16 protein-coding genes and 1 pseudogene are annotated in these 20,562 nt (G+C 65.9%); 6 read left to right on the top strand and 11 right to left on the bottom strand.

Features of this window, described 5'->3' with window-relative positions; genetic code table 11:
* The first annotated feature begins 53 nt into the window (after positions 1-53).
* The gene (locus tag MMSP_RS05655) at positions 54-503 is read left to right on the top strand and encodes a DoxX family protein (RefSeq protein ID WP_011738826.1); all 450 of its coding nucleotides are present in this window, start codon (positions 54-56) and stop codon (positions 501-503) included.
* Here the strand turns inward: MMSP_RS05655 and MMSP_RS05650 are convergent.
* Both MMSP_RS05650 and MMSP_RS05645 read right to left on the bottom strand, forming a co-directional pair.
* Entirely contained in the window at positions 462-2,579 is a 2,118-nt protein-coding gene (locus MMSP_RS05650; protein WP_020785824.1) for a S9 family peptidase, read from the bottom strand. The genes MMSP_RS05655 and MMSP_RS05650 overlap by 42 nt on opposite strands.
* Entirely contained in the window at positions 2,576-3,469 is an 894-nt protein-coding gene (locus MMSP_RS05645) for a phosphoribosylaminoimidazolesuccinocarboxamide synthase (protein WP_015357298.1), read from the bottom strand. Before MMSP_RS05645 ends, MMSP_RS05650 begins: the two co-directional genes overlap by 4 nt.
* Before the next feature lie 64 nt (positions 3,470-3,533).
* Here MMSP_RS05645 and MMSP_RS05640 point away from each other — a divergent pair, with 64 nt between their 5' ends.
* The gene (locus MMSP_RS05640; protein WP_012396440.1) at positions 3,534-4,154 is read left to right on the top strand and encodes a hypothetical protein; all 621 of its coding nucleotides are present in this window, start codon (positions 3,534-3,536) and stop codon (positions 4,152-4,154) included.
* On the opposite strand, the gene adhP is transcribed toward MMSP_RS05640, so the two are convergent.
* From adhP to purB, 7 genes are all read right to left on the bottom strand, one after another.
* Positions 4,145-5,206, bottom strand: coding sequence for an alcohol dehydrogenase AdhP (gene adhP / locus MMSP_RS05635; protein ID WP_020726699.1), 1,062 nt, complete (start codon positions 5,204-5,206; stop codon positions 4,145-4,147). The two genes, MMSP_RS05640 and adhP, sit on opposite strands and share 10 nt — an antisense overlap.
* Positions 5,207-5,257: 51 nt before the next feature.
* Positions 5,258-6,781: an aldehyde dehydrogenase gene (gene adh, locus MMSP_RS05630; RefSeq protein ID WP_020785823.1), complete on the bottom strand. Its 1,524-nt coding sequence runs from the start codon at positions 6,779-6,781 to the stop codon at positions 5,258-5,260.
* A gap of 131 nt (positions 6,782-6,912) precedes the next feature.
* Positions 6,913-8,148, bottom strand: a complete 1,236-nt coding sequence (locus MMSP_RS05625) for a GAF domain-containing protein (protein WP_020785822.1) — start codon at positions 8,146-8,148, stop codon at positions 6,913-6,915.
* Between the two features lie 257 nt (positions 8,149-8,405).
* A complete protein-coding gene (locus MMSP_RS29735) occupies positions 8,406-8,855 on the bottom strand; it encodes a hypothetical protein (protein WP_020785821.1) in 450 nt (149 codons plus the stop codon).
* 5 nt (positions 8,856-8,860) lie between these two features.
* Positions 8,861-9,613 (bottom strand): PPE family protein, encoded by a 753-nt coding sequence (locus MMSP_RS29730; RefSeq protein WP_020785820.1) that lies wholly within the window; start codon positions 9,611-9,613, stop codon positions 8,861-8,863.
* 286 nt (positions 9,614-9,899) lie between these two features.
* A complete protein-coding gene (locus MMSP_RS05610; protein ID WP_020785819.1) occupies positions 9,900-11,156 on the bottom strand; it encodes a cytochrome P450 in 1,257 nt (418 codons plus the stop codon).
* A complete protein-coding gene (purB, locus tag MMSP_RS05605; RefSeq protein WP_020785818.1) occupies positions 11,153-12,580 on the bottom strand; it encodes an adenylosuccinate lyase in 1,428 nt (475 codons plus the stop codon). The genes MMSP_RS05610 and purB overlap by 4 nt, the downstream gene beginning before the upstream one ends.
* 118 nt (positions 12,581-12,698) lie before the next feature.
* Between purB and MMSP_RS05600 the strand changes: the two genes are divergently transcribed.
* Positions 12,699-13,460, top strand: coding sequence for a DUF429 domain-containing protein (locus tag MMSP_RS05600; protein ID WP_036427103.1), 762 nt, complete (start codon positions 12,699-12,701; stop codon positions 13,458-13,460).
* On the opposite strand, the gene MMSP_RS05595 is transcribed toward MMSP_RS05600, so the two are convergent.
* Positions 13,457-14,080, bottom strand: a complete 624-nt coding sequence (locus MMSP_RS05595) for a TetR/AcrR family transcriptional regulator (RefSeq protein ID WP_085981880.1) — start codon at positions 14,078-14,080, stop codon at positions 13,457-13,459. The two genes, MMSP_RS05600 and MMSP_RS05595, sit on opposite strands and share 4 nt — an antisense overlap.
* Positions 14,081-14,135: 55 nt before the next feature.
* Here MMSP_RS05595 and MMSP_RS05590 point away from each other — a divergent pair, with 55 nt between their 5' ends.
* The 3 genes and pseudogenes from MMSP_RS05590 (at position 14,136) to MMSP_RS05580 (ending at position 19,291) form a co-directional block, all read left to right on the top strand.
* The gene (locus tag MMSP_RS05590; RefSeq protein WP_036426226.1) at positions 14,136-15,047 is read left to right on the top strand and encodes an alpha/beta hydrolase-fold protein; all 912 of its coding nucleotides are present in this window, start codon (positions 14,136-14,138) and stop codon (positions 15,045-15,047) included.
* Between the two features lie 67 nt (positions 15,048-15,114).
* Positions 15,115-16,716 (top strand): gamma-glutamyltransferase family protein, encoded by a 1,602-nt coding sequence (locus tag MMSP_RS05585; RefSeq protein ID WP_020785815.1) that lies wholly within the window; start codon positions 15,115-15,117, stop codon positions 16,714-16,716.
* Positions 16,717-17,163: 447 nt separating this feature from the next.
* Positions 17,164-19,291: pseudogene (locus tag MMSP_RS05580) on the top strand (Rv1355c family protein).
* A gap of 28 nt (positions 19,292-19,319) precedes the next feature.
* Here the strand turns inward: MMSP_RS05580 and MMSP_RS05575 are convergent.
* Entirely contained in the window at positions 19,320-20,234 is a 915-nt protein-coding gene (locus tag MMSP_RS05575) for a universal stress protein (RefSeq protein ID WP_036426224.1), read from the bottom strand.
* Positions 20,235-20,562: the final 328 nt, after the last annotated feature.

Raw genomic sequence — 20,562 nt, 5'->3', positions numbered from 1 at the left:
CGGGTTAGCCTGACGGTCAATCTTGTCATCGACTAGATTGTTGGGAGGCTCAGATGGCACCGATGATCACCCTGGTGCTGGGCAGCATCGTGGCCCGCATCATCGGCCAGCTCGGCGTCGCTTACCTGGACAGCTGGTCCGCCGCGATCGCGGTCGGACTGGCGGCAATGTTCACCCTGACCGGCATCGCGCATTTCGCGCCGCCGCTACGCGGCGACCTTGTCGCGATCGTGCCGCCCCGGCTGCCGGCGCCCGGGCTATTGGTCTCCATCACCGGAGCGCTGGAACTGCTGGGCGCCGCCGGCCTGCTGCTGCCGGTCACCCGGGTGGCAGCGGCACTGTGCTTGCTGATCCTGATGCTGGCGATGTTCCCCGCCAACATCTATGCCGCCCGGATGCCCAGCCCACCCAAGTCGATGACGACGCGGCTATCTGTGCGCAGCGCCGAGGAGCTCGTATTCCTAGCCGCCGCCGCTATCGTCGCAACCGGCGGCTGCCAGTAACCACGCGTATTGGAAGGCGGTTTCCTTCCAGCGTTCGTATCGCCCGCTGATACCGCCGTGCCCGGCGTTCATCTGCGTCTTCAGCAGCACCTGATTGCCGTCACCGTTGGCATGACGAAGCGCGGCAACCCATTTGGCCGGCTCCACGAAGTACACCCGGGTATCGTTGAGCGAAGTCATCGCCAAGATGGCCGGATACCGCCGGTCCGCGACGTTCTCATACGGCGAGTATGACTTCATGTAGGCATAGACTTCGCTGTCGCTCAACGGGTTTCCCCACTCGTCCCATTCGGTGACGGTAAGCGGTAGCGACGGATCCAGAATCGTGGTCAGCGGATCCACGAAGGGCACCTGGGCAAGAATTCCGGCGAAAAGTTCCGGAGCCATGTTGGCCACCGCACCCATCAGCAGCCCTCCCGCGCTGCCCCCCAATGCCACCAGACGTTCCGGCTGGGTCAGGCCCGATTCCACCAGATGCTCCGCCACCGCGATGAAGTCGGTAAAGGTGTTCTTCTTCTGCAACAACTTTCCGTGTTCGTACCACAACCGACCCATCTCGCCACCGCCACGAACGTGGGCGATGACGAACACCATTCCCCGATCCAGCAGTGACAATCGCGCGATGGAAAAGCGTGGGTCTTCACATATCTCGTAAGCGCCGTAGCCGTAGATCATTGCCGGCGCCGGAAGCTGGATGCCGCCGCGATACACGATCGAGATCGGGATACGGGTGCCGTCTTCGGCATGAGCCCAGTCACGGCGCTCGACATAGTCTTCGCGACGATAGCCACCCAGCACCGGCTGCTCTCGCAGCAAGGTGCGCTCACCGGTGCAAAAGTCGATGTCGTAGATGCGCACCGAGGTGATGAAAGATCCTGCGCCTACTCGCAATTTGGGGCAATCCCAATTGGGATTGGCGCCCAGGCCGGCCGACATCAGCTCGGAGTCGAACACGACGTCTTCGACCTCGCCGTAATCACCGTCGGCGGTCAGCGGCCACAGCTGGATGCGGGGCAACGCCTCGATGCGGTAGCTGACCACCAGGTGGGCGGCAAAGGCGTCCACGCCGTCCAGGCGCACGTCCTCGCGATGTGGGATGAGGGTGCGTTGCCGGGTCGGGTCGTCGACCGGTGCCTCCACCAGGGTGAAGTTCACCGCGCCGTCGTTGTGCAGGATGAGGAACCTGTCCTGCCCACCGATCACGGCGTGTTCCACCGAATACTCGACGCCCTCGCGGCGCGGCAGCACGATGGTGAATTGGGCGCTGGGGTCGGCCGAATCCGCGTAGCGCATCTCGGAGGTCACCGAGGAGCCCGCCGCGATGAAAATGTATTTGTTGCTGCGGGTACGTCCGACGCCCAGCCAGAATCGTTCGTCGGGTTCGTGGTAGACCCGTTCCGACGATCCGGGTGAGCCGAGTCGGTAGCGCCACACCGTGTCCGGGCGCCAGGCGGCGTCAACGGTGATGTAGTAGACGGTGCGGTGGTCGGCGGCCCATGTCGCGCCCGCGCCGATGTCTGCGATTTCATCCGGGTAGCGCTGGCCGGTGCGTAAGTCCTTGAACCGCAAGGTGTAACGCTCGTCGCCGACCACATCTACCGAATAGGCCAGCACGTTGTCGTCCAGGCTGACACTGGCCGCGCCCAAGGCGAAGAAATCGTGGCCTTCGGCTTCCTCGTTCTCGTCGAGCAGAACCTGTTCGCCCGGTATCTCGGTGTGCTCGTCGAATTGCGGCGGATTCCAGTCGTCCGGGTCTGCGGCCGGGCAACGACAGTGCACGCCGTACTGTCTTCCCTCGAACGTGCGGGCGTAGTACCACCAGTTGCCGCGTCGCGTCGGAACCGAGAGATCCGTTTCCTTGGTGCGGGCTTTGATCTCATCGAAGATCTTCTGCCGCAACGGCTCGAGATGCGCGGTGGTCTGATCGGTATAGGTGTTTTCGGCCTCGAGATGTGCGATGACTTCGACGCTGTCCTTGTCGCGCAGCCACTCGTAGGGGTCTACAAAGACGTCGCCGTGGTGCTCCCGGCGAATCTCCACGCGCTTGGCGACGGGGGGAAGGGTGGGATCGGTCATGCGCCCGGCCCGATCCATTCACCGAAACTGAGACCCGAAATTCGTTCGTAGGCTTCGATGTAGCGCTCCCGTGTGGCTTCGATGATGTGATCCGGCAACGAGGGTGGCGGCTGATCACCGCCGCGGTCCCAACCGGATTCCGCACTGGTAAGCCAGTTGCGGACGAATTGCTTGTCGAAGCTGTTCTGGACCACCCCGGCCCGGTACTCATCGGCGGGCCAGTACCGCGACGAATCGGGGGTGAAGATCTCATCGGCCAGCAGCAGGTTACCGTCGCGGTCGGCGCCGAATTCGAACTTGGTGTCGGCGATGATGATTCCTCTGGTCAGGGCGTGGTCGGCGGCCTTGACGTAGATCTGCAGGGTGCGGTCGCGCAGCTGGTTGGCGCGTACCCCGCCAACCGTCTCGATCACTTGGGCGAAGGAAATGTTTTCATCGTGGTCACCCAGCTCGGCCTTGGTGGCCGGGGTGAACAGTGGCTCGGCGAACTTGCTGGCCTCGACCAGGCCAGGCGGCAGGGCGATACCGCAGACCTTCCCACTCGCCTGGTAGTCCAGCAGCCCTGACCCGGTCAGGTAGCCGCGGGCCACGCATTCCACCGGAAGCATCTCCAGCTGGCGTACCACCAGCGCGCGACCAAGCACCTCGTCGGGGATCCGCGGGTCGTCCGGGGGGCCGGCCAGGTGGTTGGGGGCGTCGACCAGGCCGAAGAAAAACACGCTCATCGCGGTCAGGATGCGGCCCTTGTCCGGGATCATGCTGTCGAGCACGTAGTCGTAGGCCGAGATCCGGTCGGAGGCGACCAGCAGCAGATGCTCGTCGTCCACGCGGTATAGCTCGCGAACCTTGCCGCTGGCCAGGTGCTGGTAGTCGGACAATTGGGGGCGCATCGGGCCAGCCTATCGGGCAACCAGACCGCCCCATTCTGCCGGGAGCTGTGCTGGTATCAGTGGTATGAAATCGCGGTTCTTGCCCTACTCCACCAGGCCGCTCCGGTTGGCGATCCAATTGTTCAGCGATATCACCGTGGCCGTCTGGACCACGCTGTGGGTATTCGTCGGCATCGCCGTGCACCGCGCCATCTCGGCGATCGCCGAAGCGGGGCACCAGATCGAGACCGGCTCGCAAGGGGTCGCGGGCAACTTGGCCTCGGCGGGGCACGGCGCCCAGCACATCCCGTTGGTGGGCGATGCGGTCAGCAAGCCGATTGCCGCCGCGGCCGACGCCGCACTCGGCATCGCCGAGGCCGGACACAATCTGGATTCCACGGCGAGCTGGCTGGCGATCGTGCTCGCACTCGCGGTGGCCGCCACGCCGATCCTGGCCGTGGCCATGCCGTGGTTGTTCCTACGGTTGCGGTTCTTCCGGCGCAAGTGGACCGTGACGGCCCTGGCCGCCACGGCGGCGGGCCAGCAGCTGCTGGCCCTTCGGGCGTTGACCAACCGTCCAGCGGCCAAGCTGGCGGCCGTCAGCGCGGATCCGGTTGGTGGCTGGCGCCGCGAGGATCCGGCCATCATCCGCGGCCTGGCCGCACTTGAATTGCGGGCGGCCGGGGTCAGGCTTCGCTACCGGTAGTCGATGACGACGCGGCCGTCGATCTGTCCGCGCTCCATGCGCTCGAAGACGTGGTTGATGTCTTCGAGCGCGGCGCCTTCCACCGTGGGGTGAATCAAACCGCGGGCGTAGAAGTCCAGCGCCTCGGCCATGTCCTGGCGGGTGCCGACAATCGAACCGCGAATCGTCAGGCCCTTGAGCACGATGTCGAAGATCGGCGCCGGGAAGTCCCCCGGGGGTAGCCCGTTGAACACGATCGTTCCGCCGCGCCGCGCCAGCCCGATGGCCTGCCCAAACGCCTGCGGATGCACGGCGGTGACCAGGACGCCGTGCACCCCGCCGGTGGCTTCTTGCACCTGCGCGACGACATCGCTGGTACGGGCATTGACCACCAGTTCGGCACCCAGCCGGGCGGCCAGCGCGAGCTTGTCGTCATCGATGTCGATGGCCACCACCCGCAAGCCCATCGCGCGGGCGTACTGCACGGCAACATGGCCGAGCCCGCCGATTCCTGAAATGGCGACCCACTGGCCCGGCCGGGTGTCGGTCACCTTGAGCCCCTTGTAGACGGTGACACCGGCGCACAGGATCGGCGCGACCTCGAGCGGGTCGGCACCGTCGGGGATGCGTGCCGCGTAGTCGGCGTTGACCAGCATGTAGGTGCCGAAGCTGCCGTTGACGGTGTAACCGCCATTGCGCTGGTTTTCGCACAGCGTTTCCCATCCGGTACGGCACTGTTCGCAGCTGCCGCACGCCGACCACAGCCAGGCATTGCCCACCTTGTCGCCGACCTTCAGGTCGGTGACGCCGTCCCCGAGCGCGACCACGGTGCCGCAGCCTTCATGCCCGGGAACGAACGGCGGGGCCGGCTTGACCGGCCAATCTCCATGTGCCGCATGCAGATCGGTGTGGCACACACCCGAGGTCTCGAGTTTGACAAGTGCCTCACCGTAGCCCGGGGTGGGCAACGCGAGTTCCTTGATCTGCAACGGCTCGCCGAATCCGGTGACGACCGCCGCGCGCAGGGTTTCGGTCGCCTGCGTTGCACCTGGGTTAGCCAGTGTCTGGGTCATGACGGTTCCAATCGTTGACGGTCTTATTGGTGGGTCTTTTTCGAAACGCGATCAGAAGAAGCCCTGGGCCTTGCTGCCGTAGGACACCAGCAGGTTCTTGGTCTGCTGGTAGTGGTCGAGCATCATCTTGTGGTTCTCGCGTCCGATGCCGGACTGCTTGTAGCCGCCGAACGCCGCGTGGGCGGGATAGGCGTGGTAGCAGTTCGTCCAGACGCGGCCGGCCTTGATGTCACGCCCGGCCCGATACGCGGTGTTGCCGTCACGGCTCCACACACCCGCGCCCAGCCCGTAGAGGGTGTCGTTGGCGATGCGGATCGCGTCGTCGTAATCGGTGAACGAGGTGACCGAGACCACCGGGCCGAAGATCTCCTCTTGGAAGATGCGCATGTTGTTGGTGCCTTCGAAGATGGTGGGCTGCACGTAGTAGCCGCCGTTGAGGTCGCCGCCCAGTTCGCAGCGCTCACCCCCGGTGACCACCCGCGCACCCTCCTCTTTGCCGATCTCGATGTAGGACAAGATCTTTTGCAGCTGGTCGTTGGAGGCCTGCGCGCCGATCATGGTCTCGGTGTCGAGTGGATCCCCCTGGCGCACGGTCTTGGTGCGGATCGCCGCCAGTTCCAGGAACCGGTCGTAGATGTCGGCCTGAATCAGGCCGCGGGACGGGCAGGTGCACACCTCGCCCTGGTTGAGGGCGAACATGGTGAAGCCCTCCAGCGCCTTGTCCTGGTAGTCGTCGTGGGCGGCCAGCACGTCGGAGAAGAAGATGTTGGGGCTCTTGCCGCCCAGCTCCAGCGTCACCGGGATCAGGTTCTGGCTGGCATATTGCATGATCAGCCGTCCGGTGGTGGTCTCTCCGGTGAAGGCGATCTTGGCGATTCGGTTGCTCGATGCCAGCGGCTTGCCGGCCTCGACCCCAAATCCGTTGACCACGTTGACCACACCGGCGGGTAGCAGGTCACCGATCAGACTCATCAGGTACAGGATCGAGGCCGGGGTCTGCTCGGCGGGCTTGAGCACAACGGCGTTGCCGGCGGCCAGGGCGGGGGCCAGCTTCCAGGTGGCCATCAACAGCGGGAAGTTCCACGGGATGATCTGACCCACCACGCCCAGCGGTTCATGGAAGTGATAGGCCACGGTGTCGGAGTCGATTTGGCTCAGCGAGCCTTCCTGGGCGCGGATGGCCCCGGCGAAGTACCGGAAGTGGTCGATCGCCAGCGGAATGTCGGCGTTGAGCGTCTCGCGGATCGGCTTGCCGTTGTCCCAGGACTCGGCCAGCGCGAGCGCTTCGAGGTTCGCCTCCATCCGATCGGCGATCTTGTGCAGAATCGCTGCCCGCTCGGCGGGTGCGGCCTTGCCCCAGGCGGGCGCCGCGGCGTGGGCCGCGTCGAGTGCCTTTTCGACATCGACATCGGTGGAGCGTGGCACCTCGCAGAACGGTGCGCCGGTTACCGGGGTTAGGTCCTCGAAGTACTCGCCTGCGGCCGGCGCGACCCACTCGCCGCCGATGAAGTTGCCGTAGCGGGACTCGAAAGTCATCAATGAACTGTGCGCGCCCGGACGTGCGAACACGGTCATGGTTTCACCTGCCTTAACCTGGCTTGATGGGGCTGTATGAAGTTTGTGCCACCCCGAAAATGTGTCGGTCATCACAAATCTAGGAACGTGAGGGTTGCAGCACCGTTGCACGCCCCCGCAACGGCGAAACCTCAGGCCAGATCGAAGTCCAGGCCAGCCAGGTGGCCCTGGGCCTGCGCCCGCCGTGGCGAGCCGGCCGGCGAGCGGTCGTAGAGCATTCGCCAGCCTTGCCGGTCATCGCGCGCCTCCGGCAGCCTGAGCCAATTCGCCAGGAGATCGGCATCATTGGATGCGACAACGGCGGCCCGCAAGGTGTTGCTGAGTTCGGTGCGCACCCGCGCGATGCCCGGGGACACCGATTGCGGCAGCAACGCACCGGCGTAGTGGCGCAGCGCCTCGGCCAGGTCGCCGCGACGCACGGCGTCGAAGACATCGCCGACATCGGTGGCGATGGGTTCGGTGAGCCGGTAGGGACGCGAGGCGATCAGGTGCTCCCCCACCACGCGACGCAGCCGGGACATCTCCGCGCGAATAGTCACGACATCGAGTTCGCGGTCATCGAGCAGCACGGCGAGGTGATCGGCACTGAGCCCCTCGGGGTGCCGGTCGAGCAGGACCAGGATGTCGGCGTGACGACCGGCCAACATTGTCGGGCCCATCCCCGCGACCCGCCAGGAGGGTCGCTGCGTACCCAGCACCGACAGTTGCGCCTGTCGCGACGGCTGCGGCTGCACAGCGCCGCTGCGCAGCAGGGCCAGCTGGCTTTCCACGGCGACGCCGGTGGCCCGCAACAACGCCAACGTCTGGGGTGAGGCGACGCTTTCGCCGCCGGTGAGGTCGATGGCCCCGATCAGCACACCGGTCGACGGGTCGTGCACCGGCACCGCGGTGCAGTTCCACGGTTGCACCAAGCGGGAGAAGTGTTCTGATCCGCGAATCTGAAGCTCTCGATCCAGCGCCAGCGCGGTTCCGGGAGCGTTGGTGCCGGCGCCGCGCTCACTCCAGTCGGCCCCGGGCACGAAGTCCATCGACTCGGCTTTTCGACAGGCGCGGCGGTCACCGTCCACCCACAGCAAGGTGCCGTCGGCGGACGTCACCGCAACAATGACGCCCGAGTCGGCAGCATCATCGATCAGCAGGCGGCGAATGAGGGGAAGCACCGGCGCCAGTGGGTGCGCACTGCGCAGCCGCTCCACGGTGTCGGAGAGCTGCGCGATCTGCCCGCCACCGCGGTCCGGGTCCACGCCGGTCGCCAGGCTGCGCCGCCAGCTGTCGGCGACGATACGCCGCACCGGAGTGGAATCCAGATATGTCGAATCGACCCGACCGGCAACGAACCGGTCCCGCAGGGCACGCAGCGCCGGCATCGAAAGCCGTGCTGCGGCTATCTCATTCGCAGTCCTCATCGTTGCCACCAGCAATACCTTCGCGGTGCGCTCACCTGCGACTCAGTGAGCGCGCATGACTCACGATAACCGAATCCGCGCCCACCAGGCAGGGGCCTTTGGCCCCGCCACCGAAGGCGCCGACCAGCAACGCCGACCGCCCAACCGCACCGCTTCGTCCCTACCGGGATGCGACCCTGGCCAACCCAAGTCGCGAGCGCCCTCGCACCCGCCGCGCCTCAGCCCGCGACGGTAGCCAATGCCGGCCCCCAAGTGGCCGGCAGCATCGGCATTGCCGGGCCATCGCCAACCTCGGCGCCAGCCAACGTGGTAAGCCCGCTCGGCTGCGCCACGATCCCCTTGCTGGCGGTGCTGACAAATCCCCACGGGCCGGCACCCTGATCACTTGGCGCCACCGCCGGCACATCCACCGAAGCCACCGTCGATACCGAATCGGACAGCGGCTGGGGCGCTATCGCGTGATGTGCGCTGACCAGCACCTCCCTGGATCTCTCCGCAACCCGTTCGACCTCGGCGAGGTCGGCATTCGCCATCTGCACGTCATAGAGGTGGCGCCCCACACCGAGCGGCACGCTCACCGGCACCGCAATCTCGGCGCCAGAAGTGAGCACCGGCGCTGCCGCGAGAAATCCGACAAAGTACCCGATGATGATTTGGGCATACGACAACGAAATTACGGGAATCCACGAAAAGAATTGACCAAGAAGGGTGCTGAAAAAAATACGACCGCTTGCACTGGAAATGCAACAATGGCCACCAGCGCCGCAAGTACGGTGGCAATGCTGGGAGTCTCTATCGCAGCAACGATCAATGCGATCAGCGCTGCAAGCGGTGGTGTCGCGGCAGCTGCCGAGGCCGCGGGGCCGACGACCGCGGCTGCTTCACCGCCGGGTACGAGTATCCACGGGGCTGGGGCAATGTTTGGCGCCGCTAGCAACTCCCCCTGCGTAATCATTTGGTAGGTGCCCATCACGGCGGCCGCTTGGACCCACATCCGCACATAGTCCATCTCGTTCACGGCAATCGGGATCGTATTGACCCCGGAGAAATTCGTCGCCGACAGCACCGCGTGAACGGTGTGGTTTGCCGCCAGTTCGACCAAACTCGGCATCGCCGCCACCGCAGCGCCGTACGCGGCCACCACCACGTCGACCAGGGCGGCCTGGCGCGCGTAATCCGCGCTGACCTGGGTCAACCACGCAAGATAGCGCTCATTGGCAGCCGCATAACTCTGCTCGGCTGGGCCCCACCACACCTGGGGCACCGCACCCACCAAGCCAGCGAGCTCCGCTGCGGCAGAGGCGTACTCGCCGCTCAACGACTTCCATGCGGCAGCAGACGCCAGCATCGGACCGGCGCCCGGGCCACTGCTGAGCAAGCCCGAGTGCACCTCCGGCGGCGAGGCCATCCACATAATCGCCGTCATCGAGTCTTCTCCCCTCAGCGGCCCATCCCAAGAGCCGCGTCGCACACTACCTACCGCGAACTATAGGTACCCAAAGCAACCTTAGGTACCCGAAGCGACTTGTCTCACTTGGGGTTTGACCTGTGACGGTGGACACCCGGCAGATGAGAATAGTAGCCGATATCGGACACTATAGCGGATGGGTAGGCCATCGCGCGAAGATGCACCACCACACATCGATGGCCGCCCGGGTAGCTCCAGGACGAGCGCGACCCATGGCGTCAGCCGGGCCGGCTACCCGATAGCGCTACCCACCAAACAGTTCTACGACCAGGTGTCGGATCCCGGTGTGCCGGTTACTGCGGGTCCATTCGACCGGCTGGCCAACCAGCACGACACCAAACCGGCCGAGCAGCTCCTCGAATAGCACGCGCAGCTCCAGCCGGGCCAGATTGGCCCCCAGACAATAGTGAACGCCTTGCCCGAATCCCAAGTGCGGGTTTGGCTTTCGCGTGATATCGAACTCGTCAGCGTGGTCGAATATCCGGGCATCGCGGTTGGCAGAGCCTTCCCAGATCTGCACCTTCTGCCCGGCCTCGATCGAGCACCCGGCCAAGGTGACGTCACGGGTGGCGGTACGCCGTTTAGACGGAGACGGCGACGTCCAGCGCACCATCTCCTCGACCGCCGTCGGTAACAAGTCGAGATCGCCACGCAGCGCGCGCAGTTGTTCTGGATGCTCGGCCAGCGCCAGCAGCCCGCCCGCCACCGCGTTGCGTGTCGTCTCCGCCCCAGCGCTGAACAGCAGGCTGAAGAACAGGTACAGCTCGAGATCGGACAGGGCCGGCTCATCTCCCCCGTCCACCATTGCGTTGGCCACCACGGACAACATGTCGCCGGTGGGCGCGGCACGCTTGGATGCGATCAGCTCCTGGCCGTAGGAGTACATCCGCGACGCGGCCTCCTCGGCCGTCTGCGCGACCGACAGCTGCGAAACCGCCGCCTTGCGCGAGCCACCGAAATCGAACTGGGGTTCAATGGCCTCGAATAGCCAATGCCGTTCAGATTCAGGCACTCCCAGCAGGATGCAGATCATCTGCATCGGCAGTTCCGCGGCCACGTCCACCAGGAAGTCGAAAGGTTCACCCGGCACCACCGCGTCCAGGAGCCGCCGGGTCCGGGCACGCAGGTCGTCCTCCACCCGGCGGATCATCCGCGGTGTCAACCCGGAGCTGACCAGCCGCCGGATCTGCGCATGCCGCGGGTCATCCATCATGTTGAGCACCTGTCCCGCAATGGCCAGGTCCTGCAACAAGGTGCCACCAAAGGGACGCTGGCCGCCGGTAACCGATGAGTAGGTCACCGGATCACGAAGCACCTCGAGAGTTTCCGGGTACGTGGCCACCGACCAGAAGCCTTCTCCGTCGGGGGTGTTGTCGGTCGGCTCGTGCCAGTACACCGGTGCTTCGCGGCGATGGATCGCGAACAGCGCGTGCGGGAAACCGTCGGCGAAGTTGTCCAGATCGGTGAAGTCGATCTTGGAGAGCACGCCGGCGGATGTCACAGAATTGCCCCCGGAGCGTATTTGGCCGCCTCCGGGTAGCGACCCACCAGAGCGTCGACCTGCGCGGCCACCTGGTCAACCTGGTCGGCCGCGGCACCGGTGAATGCCGCCTTGTCGGCCAGCGCCGCGTCCAGTGCCGCGCGATCCAGCGGCAACCGCGGATCGGCGGCCAACCGGTCCAGCAAGTCGGGTTCGGACCCGTGTTCACGCATCGCCAGTGCCGTGGCCACCGCGTGTTCGCGGATCACGTGATGGGCCGACTCCCGCCCCATACCGGCGCGCACCGCCGCCATCAGCACCTTGGTGGTGGCCAGGAACGGCAAGTAGCGGTCCAGCTCACGCGCGATCACCGCCGGATAGGCTCCGAACTCGTCCAGCACCGTCAGGAATGTCTCGGTCTGACCGTCAATGGCAAAGAAGCTGTCCGGCAACACGACTCGACGCACCACCGAGCAGAACACGTCGCCCTCGTTCCACTGCGCACCGGCGAGCTCGGCGGCCATGGAGGCGTATCCGCGCAGCACCACCTGAAGCCCATTGACGCGTTCGCAACTGCGGGTGTTCATCTTGTGCGGCATCGCCGACGAACCGACCTGCCCCGGCGCGAAACCTTCGGTGACCAGCTCGTGGCCGGCCATCAGCCTGATGGTGTGTGCCAACGAGGAAGGACCCGCGCCCAGCTGCACCAGCGCGGAGACCACGTCGTGGTCCAGTGAACGCGGGTAGACCTGCCCGACACTGGTCAACACCGTCGAGAAGCCCAGGAAGTCGGCCACCCGCTGTTCGAGGTCGGTCAACTTGGCCGAGTCACCGTCCAGCAGATCGAGCATGTCCTGGGCGGTGCCCATCGGGCCCTTGATCCCGCGCAACGGGTAGCGGTCGATCAACTCCCGCAACCGGACCAGGGCAATCAGTGTCTCTTGGGCCGCCGAGGCGAATCTTTTGCCCAGCGTGGTGGCCTGCGCTGCGACGTTGTGGCTGCGCCCGGCCATCACCAGATCGCGGTAGGCCACCGCCCGCTCGGCCAGCCGCGCCGCCACCGCCACCCCGTGAGCGAAGGTCAGGTCCAGCGACTGCCGGATCTGCAGCTGCTCCACGTTCTCGGTCAAGTCCCGGCTGGTCATCCCCTTGTGCACGTGCTCGTGGCCGGCCAGGGCGTTGAATTCCTCGATGCGGGCCTTCACGTCGTGGCGCAGCACCCGCTCGCGGGACGCGATCGAGTCCAGGTCCACGTCATCGATCACCCGCTCGTAGTCGGCGATCGCGTCGGCAGGAACATCGGTGCCCTTTGCGCCTAACTCCCGCTGCGCCCGCAGCACCGCCAGCCAGAGCCGCCGCTCGGCCACCACCTTGGCCTGCGGCGACCAGATCGCAACCATCTCGGCGCTGGCATAGCGGGCGGCCAGGACGTTGGGAACGCTCACTTGGTCCTCACGAAGACACAGCTTACGGTCGAGCACTCCGGGCAGGTCCAGATCCCGGATGCGGGCGACCGGTCGGCAAGGTAGGGGCACCCGGATGAGGCCGCCCTACCCTGGCCAGGTGTACTTCGCCGGCGTGGATCTGGCCTGGGCCGGTCGCAATCCGACCGGCGTCGCGGTGCTCGACTCGGACGGTCACCTGGTCTGCGCCGGCGCGGTCCGCGAGGATGCCGCGGTGCTCGCGGCGCTAGGGCCCTATCTGCGGGGTGCTTGCCGGGTCGCCTTCGACGCGCCGCTGGTGGTGGCCAATGCCACCGGCCAGCGGCCGGCCGAGACCGCACTCAACCGGGACTTTCGCAAGTTCGAGGCGGGCGCACATCCAGTCAACACTGGAAAGCCCGAGTTTGCCCGCGGTCCGCGGGCCGCACGCCTGGCCGACTCCCTGAGCCTTGATATCGACCCCTTCTCCCCCGCTTCCCGGCGCGCCATCGAGGTCTATCCACACGCGGCCACGGTGGCCCTGTTTCGGCTGCCACGCACCTTGAAATACAAGGCCAAACCTGGCCGCAGCGTCGATCGGCTCAGATCGGAGCTGCTGCGACTGATGGACGAGGTCGAAGCACTGCGCACCGCGCCGGTGCCGCTGCAGGTGACCGGGAACCAGGACTGGCTCTCGTTGCGCCGGCAGGTGGTGACCGCGCAGCGCAAGTGCGAGCTGCGCCGCGCCGAAGACCCGGTCGATGCCGTCGTGTGCGCCTATGTGGCGTTGTACGCCGAACGATGCCCCGCCGACATCACCGTCTACGGAGACCTCACCAGCGGTTACATCCTGACGCCGACCCTGCCGGCCGGCCTGACCCCGGCGCCTACAGCCAGGCGCTAGACCTGGACCGGCCGCTGATCGACCGGCGCCAGCACGTCGATCAGATCGACCACCGTCGCCAGCGCCGCGGCACGCGGATCCCGCCCCTCTACCAGGGCGGACACCACCGAGCCGTCGACCGCGCAGATCAATGTGCACACCAGTTCGATGCGCACGGAACGCCCGGATCGTTCGATGGCCTCGGCGACCGCCTCAGCACGCTGACGCAAGCTGCGACGCATGCTTTCGCGCAACGCCGGCAGGCGGGTACAAGCGATATTGCGCTCATATCGCGATATCAGCTGCTCAGCGAGCCCAGGACTGGAGACATCCCCCACCAGGAGGTCAACAAGCACGTCAGCGGTGGTTTCAGGGCCCCGACGCCGCCGCGACAGCGCGTTGACCCTGGCCCGTAATTGCGCCACCTCGATCATCCCGACGTGTTCGACCGCCCGGGCGATCAAATCGTCTAGGGAAGAGAAGTAGTAAGTGGTCGACGCCAGCGGCAGTCCAGCCCGCCGCGCGACCGCCCGGTGGCGCACCGCTTCGAACCCACCCTCGCCAAGCAGCTCGGCGGCGGCACTTACCAACGCATACCGCCGACGTTCTCCTTTTCGAGTAACAGCTGCCGTCACGCCCACACATGCTGCCAGCAAAAGTGGTACTGCATTGCCATTTTCGCCAAACGTCCATGGCATGATGGCCCGCATGCCAGACCTCAGCCGCCGCGCCGTGCTCGGTCTCGGCGCCAGCGCCACCCTTGGCGCGGTCGGCGCATATGCACTCGACATGGCGCTTTTGCCGCGGACTTCGCGTGCCGCGCCCGCGCCGGCGATTGGCACAAACGTTCCATTGGCTCCGGCACGGCCGCTCGATCCGCCCCCGCCCGCGCAGGCAGCTCCGACGATGACCACCGGCTCGTTTGTGTCAGCGGCTCGAGGCGGGATCACGACGAACTGGGCGATCGCCCGCCCGCCCGGCCAGACCCAGCCGCTGCGGCCGGTGATCGCGCTCCACGGTAAGGGCAGTGACGCGGCCACCGTGATGGCCGGCGGGGTCGAGCAGGGCCTCGCCCAGGCCGTCAACGCCGGGTTGCCGCCGTTCGCGGTGGTGGCCGTCGACGGCGAGGGTAGCTACTGGCACAAGCGAGCGTCCGGGGAGGACTCCGGGGCCATGGTGCTCGACGAACTCATCCCGATGCTGGATTCCCAGCGCCTGGACACCTCACGGGTGGCCTTCCTCGGCTGGTCCATGGGCGGCTACGGCGCATTGCTGCTGGGCGGACGGCTCGGCCCGGCCCGCACCGCGGCGATCTGTGCGGTGAGCCCGGCGCTGTGGACCTCGGCCGGCGCGGCCGCACCGGGAGCCTTCGACGGGGCCGCCGACTATGCGGCCAACTCGGTATGGGGCATGCCGGCACTCGGCTCGATCCCGATCCGAGTGGATTGTGGCGACAGCGATCCGTTCTACAGCGCGACCAAGCAGTTCATCGCTCAACTTCCGAATCCGCCCGCGGGCGGATTCTCCCCCGGCGGGCACAACGGCGGATTCTGGAGCTCGCAACTGCCCGCGGAGCTGACCTGGATGGCGCCACTGCTGGTGGCGTAGCCCCGGCGCCCGCCGGGAGCCGGCCACCTCAATTGAGCCCGCCGCAGCTACGTGCAACGATCCGGCGGTGACCTCATCTGCCGGATCCGCCTCGCCCTTCGGCTGGACCTTTCCGTACGCATGGCCGCACACGCCCATCCTGGCCGCCAACGCCGTGTGCACCTCACAGCCGCTGGCCGCCCAAGCGGGTCTTCGGATGCTTGCCGAAGGCGGGAACGCCGTCGACGCCGCTATCGCCACCGCCATCACCCTCACCCTGGTGGAACCGGTGTCCAACGGCATCGGCTCGGACGCCTTCGCCATCGTCTGGGACGGCCAACAGCTGCATGGGCTCAACGCATCCGGCCGCTCGCCTGCGGCGTGGACGCCGGAATACTTCTGCGGCAAGGGCGTTCCGATGCTCGGCTGGAATTCGGTGACCGTGCCGGGCGCCGTATCGGCATGGGTGGACCTGCACGCCAAGTTCGGCAAGCTGCCCTTTGAACGGCTCTTCGGTCCCGCTATCACGTACGGCCGCAACGGCTTTCTGGTATCACCAAAGGTATCCGCACAATGGCAGGCTCAAGTGGCCCTGGACGCGGACCAGCCCGGATTCGCTGAGGCGTTCCTGCCCGGCGGTCGGGCGCCGAAGCCCGGCGAGCTGTTCACCTTTCCCGACCACGCGGACACACTCGAGAAGATCGCCGCCAGCACGGGGGCAGCGTTTTACCGAGGCGAGCTGGCCGACAAGCTGGAAGCGCACGCGAGGGCCAATGACGCAGCGCTGCGCGCCAGCGATCTGGCCGCGCACCGCACCGACTGGGTCGGCACCATCAGCACAAACTACCGCGACTACACCATCCACGAGATTCCGCCCAACGGCCAGGGCATCGTGGCGCTGATCGCGCTCGGGATCCTCGACCAGTTCGACATGTCCTGTTATCCAGTCGATTCCGCCGACAGCGTGCACCTGCAGATCGAGGCGCTGAAGCTGGCTTTCAGCGATGCCCAGCACCAGCTGGCCGATATCGACCACATGACGGTGGGGCCCGACCAACTCCTCGACAAGGAATACCTCAGAGGGCGGGCGGCACTGATCGACCTCAAACAGGCAAAGCCAGCTTCGGCCGGGACCCCCAAAGGGGGGACCATCTATCTCACGGCAGCCGATGCCGACGGCTTGATGGTATCGATGATCCAGTCGAACTATATGGGGTTCGGTTCCGGCGTGGTGGTGCCCGGAACAGGGATATCACTGCAAAACAGGGGATCGGGTTTTGTTGCAACACCAGGACACCCGAACCAGGTCGGACCCCGAAAACGCCCCTACCACACCATCATTCCCGGTTTTGTCACCAAGGACGGCGCCCCGGTACTCAGTTTCGGCGTGATGGGCGCCCAGATGCAGCCCCAAGGACATGTACAGATGATGGTCCGCATCGCCGACTACGGCCAGAATCCGCAAGCGGCATGTGACGGTCCCCGATTCCGATGGGTCCAGGGATTGAAAGTCAGCTGTGAGAAGGGCTTTCCACCGTCGACGCTGGACGAGTTGCGCCGCCGTGGCCACGATCTGGTTACCGTCGAGGACTACAACGAGTTCGGTAGCTGCCAAGCGATTTGGCGGCTCGAGCATGGCTACCTGGCCGCCAGTGACCCACGCCGAGACGGTCAGGCCGCCGCCTTCTGACCACGGCCGTCGATTTGCATCGTCATTCCAAATTCACTGCCGCACGTCCAATCGAAATGTCATCCGATGATGATTTGGTCCGAGCAACTCGCACCAAGAATTAGAAACCACGATCTCGCCCTAAACCAATCTTGCTGACGGCAAATGTCGTTAGCTGGGATGATTTTTTGGGCCAAGACGGAGGCCGGATTGGCGCGATCCCCAAACCGAATGCCGATTCTTTCCATCCCAACCAGCAATCGGTCCGCGGACAAGCCGCATGCGGGCGGTCAACCGGGCCCGGACCAGGCGCGCAGCATGATCGCGGTCGATTCGCGGCGACGGGGCCGACGCATCTGGTCGACGACTGGCAAACATCCGGCGGCGAGCGACCAGCCGCCATTTGCCGCGATTCCAACACCACCAGTCAAGCGCGCCCCAAAAGATGACCGTTGCTACTCTGAGCCGGTGAATCGCCCGGTGATCCTCGATGAGTCCGATGTTAGCGATCGGCGTACGTTGGCGGAGTTGCGCGCCGATCCACATATCGAGGTGATCGACAGATGGGACGAGCAGAAGGCCAATGCCCAAAGTGTGCTGCCCCCGCTGGCCCCGGAAATTATGGCCGAATCCAAGCGATGGGCGTTTTATCCCTGGCGCAAGACGGTGGTCAGCATCCTCGGCCCCAGATCTTTTCGGGCGCTGCGGCTGGATCGCAACCGGAACCTGATCACCGGCTCCGAACAGGATCGACTCGGATCGGCTCAAGATCGGCGTGGTGGGCCTGAGCGTGGGGCATGCCGTCGCGCACATGCTGGCCACCCAAGGACTGTGCGGCACGCTGCGGCTCGCCGACTTCGATACCCTCGAGGTTTCCAACCTCAACCGGGTACCGGCAACGGTTTTCGACCTGGGAGTGAACAAGGCGACGGTGGCGGCTCGGCGCATCGCCGAACTCGATCCCTACCTCCCCGTGGAGGTCAACACGTCCGGGCTGTCCGCCGCGGCCATGGACGCGTTCCTGGACGGCCTCGACATACTCGTCGAGGAATGCGACTCGCTCGACATGAAGGTTGGGGTCCGCCTCGCCGCCCGGGCACGACACATTCCGGTGCTGATGGCAACCAGCGACCGGGGCCTGGTGGACATCGAACGGTTCGACATGGATCCGTCGCGCCCCATCCTGCACGGACTGTTGGGCGATATCGACCTCGACGAGCTGTCGGGCTTGTCCAATCGAGAGAAGCTCCCCTATATCCTCCGGTTGTTCGACATCCAGGGACTATCCACCCGGTCCGCGGCCTCGCTGGTCGAGATCGAGCAAACCCTGGCAACCTGGCCGCAGTTGGCCAGCGAGGTCTCGCTCGGGGCGACCGCGGTCTGTGAAGCCGTGCGCCGCATCGGGTTGAACGAGCCGCTTGCATCGGGCCGGGTGCGCATCGACGTCGGGCAGGCGCTCGATCGGGTTGCCGAACCCGCCCCGCATGACGAATCCAGCCCGTCGGGCGCGGACTGTGCGATGGCCGCCGAACCACCGGAGTCAGCCGCGCACCTCATCGTCGCGGCCGCGGCCAATCGGGCGCCGTCGGCCGCCAATAATCAGCCTTGGCATATCGAGACCGACCCGAATTCGGTGACCATCGAGCTCTCGACCGAGCACGTCGCGACGTTGGACGTCGACTACCGCGCTAGCGCCGTCGCCGTCGGCGCCGCATGGTTCAACGCCCGAGTTGCCGCGGCCAAACACGGAGTACTTGGACCTGCCGACATCGCCGGGCACGGGCATCGACTGTCGGCCGTGGTCAAGCTTGCCGACGGCGGGGACCCCAACCTGGCCCGCCTCTATGAGCCGATGTGGCTGCGGGAAACCAATCGTCATCGGGGTGCCGCTGTCGCACTCGAGGACGGGGTTGCCGCGTCCCTGGAAGCGGTGGCCGCGGCCGAGGGCGCTCGGCTGCAGTTGTTGACCGGTGCAGACAAGATCGCGGACGTGGCGTCGATTTTCGCCGCCTCAGACCGCGTTCGGTACCTGACCCAGCACATGCACGCCGAGATGTTGTCGGAGATCCGTTGGCCAACCACCGATTCCATGGAGTCGGGCATCGACATGCGCAGCCTGGAGATGGACCGCTGGGAGCTGACCGGCTTCAACATCGCCAGACGCCCGGACGTGATACGTAAGCTCGCCGAGTGGGAGGCCGGTGCGGGGCTCGGCAACTACACGCGCGCCCGCATCTGTGCCAGCTCGGGCTTCGGCGTGGTGTCCATTCAAGGCGATACTCTGGCCGACTACGCGCGCGGCGGCTCGGCCATGGAGGCGGTGTGGATCACCGCGCAACACCTCGGATTGGCGGTGCAGCCCCTGGCTCCGGTGTTCCTCTACGCGCGCAACGACGACGAACTACGTGGGTTGTCACCCGATTTCGCCGCGCACCTGGGTTCCCTCCAAGAGCGGCTGCGGGCGCTGACGCACACCAGAGCCGACGAGTCACACGTGCTGTTGTTCAGGTTCTCGCATGCCCCGAAAACATCGGTGCGTAGTCTGCGGCGCAGCCTGGGCACCGTTTCGGCCGCAGCGATGACGGGCTCGGGCTAGTTTCGACCAGCGATTCTTGCGCCGGGTGCTAGCCCTGCCTGGCGACGATCACGGGTGCGCGGACCGCATGTACCACCGCGGTGCTGACCGACCCGAGCAACATCCCGGAGAATCCTCCGCGCCCATGGCTGCCGACAACCACAAGCTGGGCGGACTCCGCGTGCTCGATCAGGTGCTGGGTGGCACGGTTGACCACGACGACTCGACGGACCACCACGTCTGGATAGCGTTCCCGCCAGCCGACCAATCGCTCGGCCAGCGTTTCGTCGGCCGCCGCTTGCAGCCCCGACCACGACGTCCTGGTGGTGCCGGTCCAGTCCCGATTCGCCGCCGCGGGGATCTCGGCATCGGTCCAGGCGTGTAGCGCGACCAGTTCCGCACCCCGCCAGGAGGCCTCGTCGAAAGCGATGGCGGTGGCAAGCTCCGACGCCGGCGAGCCATCGATGCCGACCACAACCGGCCCCTCAACCGGTGGCGGGACTTCGCTGGGTACCACCGCGACCGGGCAGTGGGCGTGATGGACCAGCCCGGTGCTGACCGAGCCCAGCAGCATGCGCTTCACCAACCCCTGACCGCGACTGCCCACCACCACCAGGTGGGCTTTCCTGGACAGCTCGACGAGCGCGGGAACGGGTGACTGCGAACTGAGCTCATGGATGATGCGCAGACGATGATCGCCGGTGGCGTCCTTGACGATCTGCACCGCGTCGGCCAGAACCTGCTGGGCCCGCGTGTCCAGTTGCTGCAGAAGTTCATCGGGAGCCGGGTCGCCGAACCATTCGACCTTGGGCGCAGCGTCCGGCACGTAGGCCGCAGCATGCACCACGGTCAGTGCCACGTTGCGCATCGTGGCCTCCTGGACGGCCCATTTCAGCGCCGCATCGGAGCCGGGCGAGCCGTCGATGCCGATGACGATTCCCGGATCCACTACCTCGCCGCCCATTCCGCCGCCTATCCCTTGAAAGCTCCGCTGCCTAGGTTCGACGCTAGAACCCGGTGGCGCGGTCGTCAGGAGGCATTCGTCCCAACCCTTAGGGACCAAACGACCTTTCACTTCGGCCCCGCGATGCCGGCACACCGCGTGACAACGGTGCCGCGAACCAGCGCCACGATGTTGCTCGCTGGTCGTCCGGCTAGCGGCGGCACCCGGCCATCAGGTAAGACTTTTCAATGAACCGGTGATGGCGTCATGGTAAACGGAACGTGAACTACCTAGACTAATCCCAGGCCAGCGCTGAGCCGGCGCCGGCAACACTGCAATGGACGGCGTG

This window comes from Mycobacterium sp. 012931 (assembly GCF_000419295.1).
Taxonomy (GTDB): domain Bacteria; phylum Actinomycetota; class Actinomycetes; order Mycobacteriales; family Mycobacteriaceae; genus Mycobacterium; species Mycobacterium marinum.
Note: the sequence above shows the minus strand (reverse complement) of the source record. Positions and strands in the feature narration are given on the sequence as shown.